General features: G+C 52.0%; 11 protein-coding genes. 5 read left to right on the forward strand and 6 right to left on the reverse strand.

The window, feature by feature from the left end:
* Positions 1-48 precede the first annotated feature (48 nt).
* The 5 genes from ACFQ1C_RS07430 (at position 49) to ACFQ1C_RS07450 (ending at position 5717) form a co-directional block, all read left to right on the forward strand.
* Positions 49-1818: a cobaltochelatase CobT-related protein gene (locus ACFQ1C_RS07430; RefSeq protein WP_379557973.1), complete on the forward strand. Its 1770-nt coding sequence runs from the start codon at positions 49-51 to the stop codon at positions 1816-1818.
* Between the two features lie 303 nt (positions 1819-2121).
* Complete coding sequence (locus ACFQ1C_RS07435) at positions 2122-3138, forward strand: TRAP transporter substrate-binding protein (protein WP_379557974.1); 1017 nt, start codon at positions 2122-2124, stop codon at positions 3136-3138.
* A 65-nt stretch (positions 3139-3203) separates the two neighbouring features.
* On the forward strand, positions 3204-3758 hold the full coding sequence (locus tag ACFQ1C_RS07440) for a TRAP transporter small permease (protein WP_379557975.1): 555 nt from the start codon (positions 3204-3206) through the stop codon (positions 3756-3758).
* A gap of 14 nt (positions 3759-3772) precedes the next feature.
* Entirely contained in the window at positions 3773-5116 is a 1344-nt protein-coding gene (locus tag ACFQ1C_RS07445) for a TRAP transporter large permease (protein ID WP_379557976.1), read from the forward strand.
* Positions 5117-5192: 76 nt separating this feature from the next.
* Positions 5193-5717 carry a universal stress protein gene (locus tag ACFQ1C_RS07450; protein ID WP_379557977.1) on the forward strand — a complete coding sequence of 175 codons (525 nt, stop codon included), beginning with the start codon at positions 5193-5195 and terminating at the stop codon, positions 5715-5717.
* Positions 5718-5954: 237 nt separating this feature from the next.
* Here the strand turns inward: ACFQ1C_RS07450 and ACFQ1C_RS07455 are convergent, their stop codons facing one another.
* The 6 genes from ACFQ1C_RS07455 to ACFQ1C_RS07480 all read right to left on the reverse strand — a co-directional run bounded on the left by ACFQ1C_RS07455 (position 5955) and on the right by ACFQ1C_RS07480 (position 13057).
* Positions 5955-6251 (reverse strand): DUF6506 family protein, encoded by a 297-nt coding sequence (locus tag ACFQ1C_RS07455; RefSeq protein WP_379557978.1) that lies wholly within the window; start codon positions 6249-6251, stop codon positions 5955-5957.
* Positions 6252-6288: 37 nt separating this feature from the next.
* On the reverse strand, positions 6289-7224 hold the full coding sequence (locus tag ACFQ1C_RS07460; RefSeq protein WP_379557979.1) for a bifunctional enoyl-CoA hydratase/phosphate acetyltransferase: 936 nt from the start codon (positions 7222-7224) through the stop codon (positions 6289-6291).
* Between the two features lie 217 nt (positions 7225-7441).
* The gene (gene xsc, locus ACFQ1C_RS07465) at positions 7442-9202 is read right to left on the reverse strand and encodes a sulfoacetaldehyde acetyltransferase (protein WP_379557980.1); all 1761 of its coding nucleotides are present in this window, start codon (positions 9200-9202) and stop codon (positions 7442-7444) included.
* 393 nt (positions 9203-9595) lie between these two features.
* Positions 9596-11062: a MocR-like pyridoxine biosynthesis transcription factor PdxR gene (gene pdxR / locus ACFQ1C_RS07470; protein WP_379557981.1), complete on the reverse strand. Its 1467-nt coding sequence runs from the start codon at positions 11060-11062 to the stop codon at positions 9596-9598.
* Positions 11063-11195: 133 nt separating this feature from the next.
* Positions 11196-12620: an FAD-dependent oxidoreductase gene (locus ACFQ1C_RS07475; RefSeq protein WP_379557982.1), complete on the reverse strand. Its 1425-nt coding sequence runs from the start codon at positions 12618-12620 to the stop codon at positions 11196-11198.
* Between the two features lie 41 nt (positions 12621-12661).
* Positions 12662-13057 (reverse strand): nuclear transport factor 2 family protein, encoded by a 396-nt coding sequence (locus ACFQ1C_RS07480; RefSeq protein WP_379557983.1) that lies wholly within the window; start codon positions 13055-13057, stop codon positions 12662-12664.

Raw genomic sequence — 13057 nt, forward strand, 5'->3', positions numbered from 1 at the left:
CTTTTATCCCCATCGTTTATCTCTTCTCGCCTTGTGAGGAAACTCAAGATGACCACGCCCTCAATGACTCCGGGCCAGGATCAGGCCCGGGAAGCTCGCCAACAGCAACGACTCGAAGAGCTGCATGCCGCTCTGATCCGTGCCCTATCGGCCCAGCAAGATCTGCGCTATCGCGGCCATCAACTGGAATTACAGGGTCGCCCCTATCCGCTGCGCGCCCCTCATTTACATCCGCAACTGGGACTGGACGATCTCGGCTCTTTTCGCGGCGTCGTCGATGCCATCGCTCTGCGCCTGCGCCATAACAACACCGAGCTTCATCGACAATGGCTACCTGCTCCTCCTATAGCTCGGCTAGTGTTCGAGCTTTTGGAGCAGCTCAGGGTCGAGTCTTTGGTTGAGTCCTGGCATCCGGGCAGCAAACACAATCTGCATCACCGATTTTCATCTTGGTGTAACCAGTTTCAGTCCTCAGGTCAGACCGAAACTCATATCGGGCTCTTGCTGTTCACGCTGGCCCAGATGAGTTGGGTGCAGCTGGGCGGCGGACCGCTGGAAGAAACCACCGAAATGATGATTGAGTCAACTCGCATGTTTCTACTACGAGAAATTGGCCCCGCTTTCGGCTTAATCCGCCGTCATCGTTACGATCAAGCCGCCTTCGCCGAACATGCGCAGTCTATCGCTCTGTGCCTGAACGGCCTGATCGACGACCTCCACCAGCAACAGGTTGGTGAGGGCAAGCCTGAAGATGCCCTTAGCGAAGATACCAAAAGAACGTTTGGACTGTTGCTGGATCTAGAAGCTGGCGATGACGCCGGCCTAGCCATGGCAGAGCATCATCAACAGAGTCGTCTGCGCCAGGCCGCAGATGCACTGAACTATCAGGTTTACGACTCCCGTTTCGATCGGGAGTGGCCCGCCCACAAGCGGGTGCGACCCGAGCTGTTGGTCCGCCTGCGCGATAACTTAGATAATCGTATTCGTGAACAAGGGCTCAATCTGAATGTACTCACCAAAAAGCTACGCCACTTGCTCGTGCGTCCGCACCAACAGGGCTGGCGCTTCGGTGAAGAAGAAGGTCGCCTCGACGGCCGACGACTATCGACGCTGGTGACTTCGCTGTCCGACCGCCGGGTATTCAAACAAGAGCAACAGGAGCCTAAGAGTGATGCAGTGGTTACCTTCCTGATCGATAATTCTGGCTCCATGCGTCCCAACATGGAAAGCATCAGCATGTTGGTGGATACCTTGGCTCGGGCGCTGGAGCGAGTCGGCGCTAAGATAGAAATACTGGGTTTTACCACCGGACACTGGAACGGTGGTCAGCCGCTTCGCCACTGGCAGCGTCAAGGCCGCCCCGCCAATCCTGGTCGATTGAACGAGCGCTGTCATCTCGTGTACAAAGATGCCGATACGACGTGGCGGCGATCCCGCCGCCACGTCGCCGCACTGCTCAAGGACGACCTGTTTCGCGAGGGGCTCGATGGAGAAGCACTCTTATGGGCAGAGCAGAGGCTGCTGGCACACTCTGCTCAAGATCGCCTGCTACTGGTGATCTCCGACGGCTGCCCTATGGATACCGCCACACGCCAACATAATGAGCAAGATATCCTCGACCTACATCTGCGCCAAGTCACCGGTCGTCTAGAGCGGGAGGGACGCATTGCCCTTTGTGCTTTGGGCGTGGGACTGGATTTGAGTGACTACTATCGCCACAGCCAGCTACTGGACCTGAGTCAGTCTCTGGATAACAAGGTGTTCGACGAGGTGCTGAGTCTGATGAGCAAAACACTCACCACAAAGAAAAACAAATAAATAACATTTCATTTACAACGAGACCGGCGTAACATGCTGATAATTAACCAATTACAGGTTGGACCCAGCTCGTCACAGTAAGTGGCCCTAACTATTTTAGAGTTCAAATTCGAGTATTAGCAGTAAGTCGCTCGCCCGGAGTGGCCCTGCAATGAGGGTTTGTTGAGTTCCTCCTCTTGCACCCGGAGTTAGCAGAAAACGCCAGTAGTAGGCACGGTGAAACATCGGTTCTCACCTGCCTGGCATCACGGAAGGACCTGTTCCGCCATACGGACGGAGCATCAAAAACTGGAGCAAGAAGCCATGATATTTAAGCAACGCTTTATCAAGTCCATCTCCTTCGCCCTTTGTGCTGGCGCGATAGCCGTCGGCAGCTCGGTCGCGCAGGCAAATACCTTTCGTATTGCGGTGGGTGACGGTGCCGGTGGCACCCAGCACGAACTGGGTCTTAAGTTTTCAGAAGTGTTCAAGGAAAAAACCGGTGGCAAGCACGACACCAAAATGTTCCTTAACGGCCAGCTGGGCGATGAGCAGGCTACAGTCAACGATGCGTCAATGGGGTTGCTCGATTTCTCCATTCTGGCCATCAACAACGTAACCCCTTTTTCACCTTCTGTCGGCGTGCTGACCTTGCCCTATATGGTACACAGCCTAGACGATGCAATGACCCTGACTCAGGGTGAGGTCGGTAAGCAGCTGGTAGAAAACACCATTCGTGATGCTGGGGTGCGCATTATCGGCTGGGCTTATTCCGGGTTTCGAGTGCTGACTAACTCCAAGCAACCTGTATCGTCACTGGCCGATTTGGAAGGCTTGAAAATTCGAGTCCCCAACAACGAAATTATGATTGATACCTATCGCGCATGGGGCATCAACCCTACGCCCATGGCCTGGTCTGAAACCTTTACCGGCCTGCAGCTAGGCGTCGTTGACGGGCAGGATAACCCCTACATTACCGTGTCGGCGATGAAGTTTGATGAAGTACAGAAGTACATCACCAATATTCGCTATCTGTTCTCCATTGAACCGCTGATCGTGTCTGAATCTGTCTTTCAGTCTCAGCCTGCCGATATGCAAAAAGCCATTCTGGAAGCTGGTCAGGCTGCTACCGATCACAGTGCCCAATGGCTGGTTGAGCAAGAAGACAAGATTAAAGCTGAGCTGACCGCCAATGGCATGGAAATTACCGAGCCAGCCGACGGAGAAAAGCAATGGATGCAGCAAGCCATCGACCAAGTATGGCCCAAGTACTACAAGCAGTTGGGTGGTAAAGATAATCTGAACAAGATTCTGACTTCCCTCGGACGCGACACTATTTAAATCGTCGGTTCAACCAGAGTGCACCCGCTATGCTGCGGGTGCACTCTTCTTAGGGAGACATCGCCATGAGCATTGGAAAGTTACTGTTCAAGATTGTCGATAATATAGAAAACGTAATTTGTAGAACTCTACTCGCTTCTTTTGTTATTTTATTGTTTGCACAAATAATCTCGCGACAGGTATTTAACCACTCTCTTTCCTGGACCGAAGAATTATCCACTTACATGTTTGTATGGTTTGTTTATTTTGGTGCAAGCTATGCCACTAAGCTCGCGGCACACAACCGGGTGACCTTCCAATTCAAATTTTTTCCACCCATTGTTGCTGTTATTTCTGAAGCAATTGCGGATCTAATTTGGGTCTGTTTCAACGGTTACTTTATTTATTTAAGCTATGATTTTGTATTTAATAAAATGAATTTATTTTGGAAATCCCAAACATTGGGTTTCCCGATGAAATATGTGTACATCATATTACCGATTGCCTTCACTCTGATGACAATACGCATATTACAGGTCAATTATTACAAGCTGATCAAAGGCATCGACATTCGTGATCCAGAATCTTTGGAAGTTGAGAAACTGATCGAATCCTCCGACCAACAAAACAAACCGAGTTAAGGCAGGAGTCACCCATGGTTGAATCATCCGTCGTTATGATCTTATTCGGGAGCTTTCTGCTATTACTGCTGCTAGGCGCTCCTATCAGTGTGTCTTTAGGAGTATCCGCCCTCGCCTCTTTTCTTTATCTGGGCGACAACCCCATCAAGCTGGTACAAATTGCCTTTACCTCGGTCGGCTCTTTCCCTCTAATGGCGCTGCCCGCTTTTATTCTGGCCGGTGCCTTGATGGAAGCCGCAGGTATTTCTAAACGGCTGGTAGATCTGGCTGAAAGCTTTGCCGGCCCCTTCACCGGCGGCATGTCGGCCGCCACCGTTATGGCCTGTATGTTCTTCGGTGCCATTTCAGGCTCGGGCCCAGCCACCACTGCAGCTGTTGGTATGCTAATGATCCCGGCCATGGTCGATCGGGGTTACAGCAAGGGATATGCCTCGGCTATTACTGCCTCGTCCGGTGGTTTAGGCGTGGTAATACCGCCGTCCATTCCCATGGTTATTTTTGGCATTTCCGCCATGGGTATGATGGCCCCGCCAGAAGCTATTGCTCAATACGGACAGTTTCAGTCAGTATCTATTCCCAAATTGTTTATCGCCGGCGTCTTGCCGGGCATGGTGCTAGCCGGTGGCTTGCTGATCATGAACTATTTTCTGTGTAGAAAATACGGTTATAAAGGGACGACCGAAGGCTGGTCTGTTGCCACAACCCGCACCGCTATGCGCAAAGGTATCTGGTCAATGCTGGCACCTGTGGTGATATTGGGTGGTATTTACAGCGGTCTGTTCACCCCTACCGAGTCCGCTATCGTTGCCATCTTCTATACCTTGTTCATTGGTTTTTTCGTGCACAAAGAACTAAAAATAAAAGCGGTGATGCGGTCGTTAGAAACCACCACTTGGCTCACTGGGCGCGTGTTGCTGATCTTGTTTACTGCCACCGTGTTCGGTCGCCTGCTAGTAGAGAATCAGATCCCGGCCATCGTAGCGTCTTCCATGCTGGAGGTGACCACTAATCTTTATCTGATTTGGGCGCTGATCATCTTCTTCTTGCTGTTTGTCGGCATGTTTATGGAAACGCTGGCTGCCATCATGATCTTAACGCCGGTGCTGTTACCGATAGCTTATAATTTAGGGATAGATCCCATTCACTTCGGCATTGTGGTGGTGTGCAGCCTTTCTATTGGCTTTCAGACCCCTCCTCTGGGCGAAAATTTATTTATTGCCTCCGGCGTGTCAGGGACGTCTATCGAAGAAATTTCGATTCGTGCCCTACCCTTTGCTTTTACCTCGGTGCTGGCCGTATTTATCATCGCTTATATACCACAAATAACTCTATTTTTACCCAGCCTACTGGGATATTAACGACGAGTTCACTATGATAGACAGGGCCGATAATTAATCTGCCCTGTCTTTAATACTTAATATGAGGGATGCGCCGATGTTGCCGGAAATAAATAAAATCCTGTACTGTACCGACTTATCCAAAAATGCCTCTTACGCCTTTAAATATGCTATCTATCTGGCTAAAACAACCGGTGCCGAGGTGCATATTCTGAAAGTGGTTGAAGAGCTGTCTAGCGATGAACGATTGACCCTGCAGTCTTATATTCTTAATCAGAGCAGCCGTGAGGAGTTTTTGCATCAACGACTTCGTCATGCCCAAGACCAGCTGCAACAACGCCAAGACCATTTCTGGGAGGTCATTGCACCAGAAGAACAGGCTTTGCGCTCTAAAATCATCGGCTGCGAAGTGGTAGAAGGTTACCCTACCGAAACGATTCTCAAGCGCTCTAGGGAGCTGGGTTGTGATTTAATTGTGATGGGCGCCCACGAGAAGGGCTGGTTTCAGACTCTGCTGGGTAGCGTAGCCAAAAATGTGCTGCGCGAAGCGCGCATTCCCACCCTGATCGTGCCTCGCCCCGAAAAAGACACGGCAAGCAAAGCTGTCTCACAAAAGCACTAATCCTCTATTTCAACACTCCACATACTGAACAAGGTGGCAGAAATTGCCGCCTTTTTTATATCGAGTTACCAGCAAACAGCGTCAACAGGCACTGCCGCTGCATGGGAAGGATCAAGGGGCTCGACTTCAACACCCAGCATATGACCGGGAAGTCTTTATTGATGCTGTAACGACACCGCCCCCGGATGGACAAACCATACGGGGGCGGTAACGACAGCATCAATACAGTACTAATTATTAATCGGGCCAGTCGACGCGAGCCTGATCTTCACTGCGATATTGCACTCGGCCCAAGGGAACATGATCGTTGATCGCTTCGCGGATCTGCGCTTCTTCTGCGGCAGTAAAACCACCACACAGCTCAATGACTTCGATGCGTCGGGTTAACATTTCCTGGGCGGCCATAATGGCCTCTTCTAGGGTTTGTACGCCGGACACAGCGATATCAAACAATTCACTTTTGATGCGGCTATGGTGCTTGAATAGCTCCAGATCCGCGCCTTTTACAATAAAACCATAACGACTGAGCGACATATTCGACTCCTTTAATGAATGCGCAATAACGCTGAATTCAAGATACCTGCACTGCCCGATGGGCACAATACAACGAAGCCAAAGCGCAGGAGGCCAGCCGAGCCTCGGGCGGATCGGCCCGCGATGTCAGAATAATCGGTACTCGGGCACCCAGCACCAAACCGGCTGCAGTAGCTCCCATGAAATATACCATCTGCTTGAAGAGAAAGTTCCCCGACTCAAGATTAGGCACCAACAGAATATCCACCTGCCCAGGAACCTTGCCTTTGATGCCCTTGATGGTCGCCGCTTCGAGCGATACCGCATTGTCGAATGCTAGTGGGCCTTCCACTACGGCACCAGGCATAGCGCCCATAGCAGCCAGTTTAACCAGCTCGGCGGCGTCCTGACTGGAGGGCATGCTCTTGCTCACCTCTTCGGTACCCGATAGCAGTGCCACTTTGGGCTCAAGATTGCCCAGTGCATGCATAAATTCGATGGCATTGCGGGCGATATGCAACTTGTCGAGGACCGACGGCTGCACGTTGATCACCGCATCGGTAATACACAGCGCCTTGTCGATACCGGGCACTGTCATGTAAAACACATGACTCAGACGACTATTTGTACGCAGGCCCGCCGCTTTGTTTAGCACGGCCCGCAGCAGAATGTCGGTATGCACATGTCCCTTCATGATGGAATGCGCCTCGCCCTGACTGACCAATGCCACCCCTAACCGAGCCGCTTCCGTTTCATCGGCGGCCTGCACCAGGCGAATCTGCTCCAGCGACCAACCCATCGCCTCGGCCTGACGGCGCATGGTCTCAATGTCACCCACCAGTATCGGCTCGATCAACCCCTGCTCGTTAGCCATGCGTGCGCTGGCCAGAGATATCTCGTTAATCGGGTTGATCACCACAGTGGTGACTCGGGGGTGCTGACGGGCCTGGGCCAGCAACCGGGCCGGGCATTCTTTGGGCGTGGTACTGAGCATGATTTAATTCCTTCCTGACAGACAGAAAACAACCGGAAACCACTGTGGCAATGGCATCGGGTTATCTCCCGTGATCCACCTCTGCATAACAACGTGGTCGTAAAAGGGTGAGAAAAAGGGTTGGCTTAGCCAACCCTTTGTAATCTGTATCAACGACATCGTCGATAACTCAAACTCTTTTAGCTTGGCTGCTCGCAACGGCGGGTAGCCAGCACGATTAGCAGTAGTCCTTGTACTTCTCCAAGTGACGTACCGGCTTAGACAGGGCGTCACGACGGAAGGGGTCACCCAGTTCACGGGTACACAGAATTTCAATAACCGTGGTCTTACCTTCCTTCTGGGCAGCACAGGCGGCCTTAAGTGCCGGACCTACGTCTTCCAGACGGTCAACAACGACCCCTTCTGCTCCCATACCACGAGCGATTTCTGCAAAGCTCGGGTTTTCTAGATCACCAGCTACGAAGCGACGGTTGTAGAAATCAACTTGGTTCTTCTTCTCGGCGCCCCACTGACGGTTGTGGAATACGATAGAAGTTACCGGTATTTGCTCACGCACACAGGTCATGATTTCCATCATCGACATACCCCAAGCGCCGTCACCAGCGTAGGAGATAGCGGTACGCTCGGGAGCGGCTACCTTGGCACCAATAATGGTGGGCAGGGCGTAACCACAGTTGCCGAAGCTCATGGCGGCGAAGAAAGAGCGCGGTCTTTCGAAACGCAGGTAGCTGTTGGCCACCGAGTTAATGTTACCGATGTCGGTAGACACCATAGCGTCTTCTGGCATGGCTTTTTCCAGCTCGCGCAATACTTGGCGAGGGTGCAGGAAGCTGCCCTCTTCTTCGGCCTGCTCGGCAATCATGTCCAGTGAGTAGTCATCCTTCTCGTGGATCCACTCGTCTAGCTCTTGTTCCCAAGCCGCTTTTTCGGCGGCGATTTCACTGCCACGGGCACCTTTGGTTTCTAAGCAATGCACATCAAGCTCTTCTAAGCGCTTCAGCATAGACACCGCGGCGGCCTTGGCGTCGCCACAGACACCAACGGAAATTTTCTTCACCAGACCCAACATCTTGGCATCGCAGTCAACCTGGATAATCTTGGCGTCTTTCGGCCAGTAATCCATGCCGTGCTGCGGCAAAGTGCCAAACGGACCTAAACGAGTGCCCAGTGCCAGCACTACGTCGGCACGAGAAATCAACTTCATACCCGCCTTGGAGCCCTGGTAACCCAGAGGACCACACCACAGCGGGTGGCTAGCTGGGAAGGAGTCGTTGTGCAGGTAGCTGTTCACAACCGGCGCGCCCAAAAACTCGGCCAGTGCTTTACATTCCTCGACGGCATCGGACATCACCACACCACCACCGGAGATGATCACCGGGTTCTTGGCGTTGGCCAGCAGCTCTGCCGCTTCCTGCAGGCTCTGCTCGCCACCAGCACCTCGTTCGATACGGATAGGCTGGGGGATTTCGACGTCGATATCGCCGTAGAAGAAGTCACGCGGAATATTCAGTTGGGTCGGGCCGTTTTCTAGCATGGCACGGTCAAAACAACGGGCGGTGATCTCGGCCATACGGGCCGGGTTGGCCACATGGCCTTGATATTTAGTGATAGTTTCGAAAAACGGTAGCTGTTGGGCTTCCTGAAAACCACCCAAACCTTGGCTCATGGAGCCGGTTTCGGGAGTGATACAGACCACAGGGCTGTGTGCCCAGTAGGCGGCGGCAATGGCTGTCACGAAGTTGGTAATGCCGGGACCATTCTGGGCAATACACACCCCGTGGCGACCACTGACGCGAGAATAACCATCGGCCATATGGCCCGCACCCTGCTCGTGAACTACCGGGATGAGTCGAATACCGGCTGGCGCGAAAATATCCATGGCATCCATAAAAGCAGAACCCATGATGCCAAAGGCATCGGTTACACCATTTGCCGCCAGAGTTTCAACCAAGGCTTCACTAGGAGTCATACGTGGCATAGCTGTCTTCCTTTTGCTGTGTCCTGTTGGTGGCGATAGGTACCGCCACCCGGAGTGTTCAATCCAATATTCGGTTCAAGCAGGTTTACGTTCATTATTAATACAGGCGAATAACACCTTTAGTATCCATCGAGCTATTCAGGCTTCCCCTCTCAGACAACTCGATTCAGACAATTAATGCCTGATGGCATGATGCGATTCACTGAGGACTAGAGTAGGAACTGGAGGGATGACTGAGTAGGACCAGTTACGTAACATACGTTACGCCAGAGTATTTACTCATAATAATCAGAGCCTTAAAAACAAAAAAAGGCGCACGAAGGCGCCTTTGGTTAACATTTTATAAACATTTACTGATTACTGGTGCGAACCACTATTTATTACGAGTAAGTGCTAAACCATATCCTTGATCAGTTCCACCAGCGCCTTAATGCCTGGTCGTATCTTATGAGCCGGAATAGATGAGTAACCAAGGCGAAAATAATTAAGAGGTGCCGGCTGCTCCAAAAAGTGAATATCACCCGGCTCAATCAAAATACCTCTGTCAGCCGCTTCCTTACGTAGTAGTCGGCTATCCAACCCTTCCGGGCCTTTTACCCAGTAACAAGAACCGCCAAAACTGGGCTGACGAGTGGAGCAAGGCAGGTATTCATTCAAGGCCTCCCCCATTTCCTGCCAGCGCTCTTCGTAAGCCTTGGCGATATTCATAATCAGGGCGTCGTGGTAGCCCCGCTCCAAAAATAATGCAACCGAACGCTGATTATTAGCCGCAGGATGACGCAGTATCAGCCGACGCAAGGCCCGAGCTTCGCGAATAAGCTCGGCCGGCCCCACCAAATAACCAAGCCTCAGCCCTGGCGCTAGCGTTTTGGACAGACTGCCGACGTACAGCACCCGATCGTTGGTATCCAGACTCTTTAGTGCCGGTATCGGATTGGACTTGAAGTTACTTTCGCATTCATAATCATCTTCGATGATCAAAAAATCCTGTTCGATGGCTTTTTCTAACAGGGCATAGCGTCGATCTAGCGGCATGGTCACCGTGGTCGGGCATTGATGACTAGGAGTAGTAAACACCGCATCGCACCCGTTAAGCCCCTCGTCGACGATCAGCCCCTGTTCATCAACCGGCAGCCCGCGTACGCGGGCTGGGTTCATGGTCGAAATATTACGAATGTCCACATAGCCTGGCTCTTCAATACCAATGGTGCTGTCTTTATCCAGCAGTAGTCGAGCTAACATATACAAGGCCTGCTGAGCGCCGACCGTTACCAGTATCTGGTCTGCTGACGCCCAAACCCCACGCCGAGGTAACAGTCGAGTTCGGATTTGTTCAATCAGTAGCGGATCGTCGGCATCGAAACGATCCGAGGCCCAGTCGCGGATCGCTGGCACGCTCACCGCATCTCTGCAGCATTCGCGCCAATGGTTGCTAGGAAACAAACTGGTATCAAACTGACCATAAATAAAAGGATAAGGGTACTTCTGCCAGTCTTTAGGCTTGGTGATATTATGCTGGCTGCTCGGAGTAATCTTGAGCTTATGTAACCAATCCGGTGCAGCGCCTTCTTCTTGCGGGCTACTCGGCTGCGGCACCTTCAGCTGACGGGATAAAATGTCCGGATTGACGAAATAACCACTACGCTCTCTGGCGATTAGATAGCCGTCGTCTAACAAGTGCTCATAGGCTAGCACTACCGTATTGCGCGCAATACTCAGTTGTTTGGCCAGCTTGCGGCTAGAAGGGAGTGGATTGTCTTGGGGGATATTGCCATTGAGAATAGCGACGGCAATCTGCTCGCGTAGCTGCTGTTGCAGACTGGTGGTTTTTTCCGTGGAGAAATGAAACAGCGGGAACATGAATCGGCTACCTGTCTACGAATGAGAAAGCAGGCAACGACAATACCGGAGCATTACCGTGCCATTGGGTTACACCTTTGTAACCCAATGCGCACAAAAGTAAAGTGCTTACATCACACCCCGCCATGTTGGCTTACAAATGCTCGTCACGCAGCTGATACCAGTTATATAACATCCGTTGCCCCAACCGACGAAAGGGTGAAAATAGGTGACCCGGTAATGCAGTGTCGTAAATCGGTAGCTCAAAACCTTCCTTAATACCTGCAACTCGCTGAGCCATGCGTCGGCCGGCGTGGGCCGAGAACATCACACCATTACCGCCGTAGCCCAAGGCATAGAACACCTGCTCTTTCTCATCAGGCTGAGCGATGCGTGGCATCATGTCGTGGCTGACATCGACCCAGCCCCACCATGAGTAATCTACATTAATGCCGGTGAGCGCCGGAAACTTACGATGCATGCCCTCGACCAGCAACTGTAGGTGCTTAGGGTTCGCCGCATCACTGCCGGTAATGGAGCTACGGCTACCAATTTGTAAGCGATTATCCGGCAGCTTTCGATAATAATGACGCAAGGTGCGGGTGTCGGTGATCACTTCATTGGTCTTGAAGTTACAGGCGGCAAGCTCTTGATCTGTCATCGGCCGAGTAACCAGCGAGTTAGACAATATCGGCATAATTTTATTGCGCAGCTGATGATGTAGGCCCTGAGAGGTATAGCCTCCCGTCGCCACCGCCACCGCCCGCGCTCGTACTATGCCACCGGGTGTCTGCAGATAATGAATACCATTTTTAGTTTCCCAACCAGTAACGGGGCTGGACGGATGTATGGTCGCCCCTAACTCCCGCGCCATGCGCTGGTAACCGTGCGCCAGCTTGAGTGGGTGCACACCAATGCCATCCGGCTCGTGCATGGCGCCTACCGCTTCGGCCTCATCGACGTAGTTACGGCTTAGGGTGGCTTTGTCGAGCATCTCAGTTTGATAACCGAATTGATCACGCAGCACCTTGCCTTCGGCTTCCAGCTTACGTAACGCCTTTTCCCGATGAGCAACATACAAATGGCCACCGTCTTGGGGATTACAGTCGATATTACCTTCTTTAATCAACCCCTTGAAAGTCGCAAAGCCTTCTTGCACTTCTTCGTGCATCTTACGGGCTGTGTCTATACCCCAGCGTTGGATCCATTGAGATCGAGTTAACCGACCCGATGCATTCTGCGCCTGACCGCCGTTGCGACTGGTACACCCCCAACTAACCTGATTGGCTTCCAATACCGTCGCCTTAATACCGTGCTCTTTGGCCAAAAATAGCGCACAGGTCAAGCCGGTAAAGCCGCTGCCAATAATGGCCACATCCACATCTACATCTTGGGTAATAGGGCCATCGTCTTCCGGCGCCGTACCGGCGGTTGCCACCCAATAGGTGGGAGCATACTGCTGGCCTCGCCCTGGCGTAGCCGCCACCAAAGGATCATAGGTGGGATCATAACTATCTAGCACTTTTTTGGGCTGAGCAGACTGGCTGAGCTCCGCCTGGATTTTGTTGGCGATATCCATATTCGTATTCCCCGATGAAAAGTTGAAACCCTGGTGATGCTTTACTTGGGATCCAGCAGCGGGCGGTCTTTACGGAAAGCCTGCTTTAACACCAGTTTGTCGTCTTTCACCGTAAAAATATCGACGCCATCGGCTTCTATGCGTTTTCCATCCGGGCAGGTGGCACAAAAGGTCCACTGAGACACCGCCTTGTCGCCAACGGCGAAGTGGCTGGTATTCTGCCAACTAACATCAGGATAGGTGGTCCACACTTTAACAAAAGCATCTGCCACAGCGGCAATACCGGTAAAGCGAGTACCGTACGCTTCGGCGCCAGCAGCTCCTTCGAAGACACAATCTTCGCTCATACAGGCCACAACACCATCAATGTCATGACGGTTAAATGCGGCAAATAATTGCTCGAGTAAGGCGACGCTTTTCTGGTTTTCTACAGACAT

Origin of the sequence: Oceanisphaera ostreae (genome assembly GCF_042676125.1) — a bacterium.
GTDB classification, from domain to species: domain Bacteria; phylum Pseudomonadota; class Gammaproteobacteria; order Enterobacterales; family Aeromonadaceae; genus Oceanimonas; species Oceanimonas ostreae.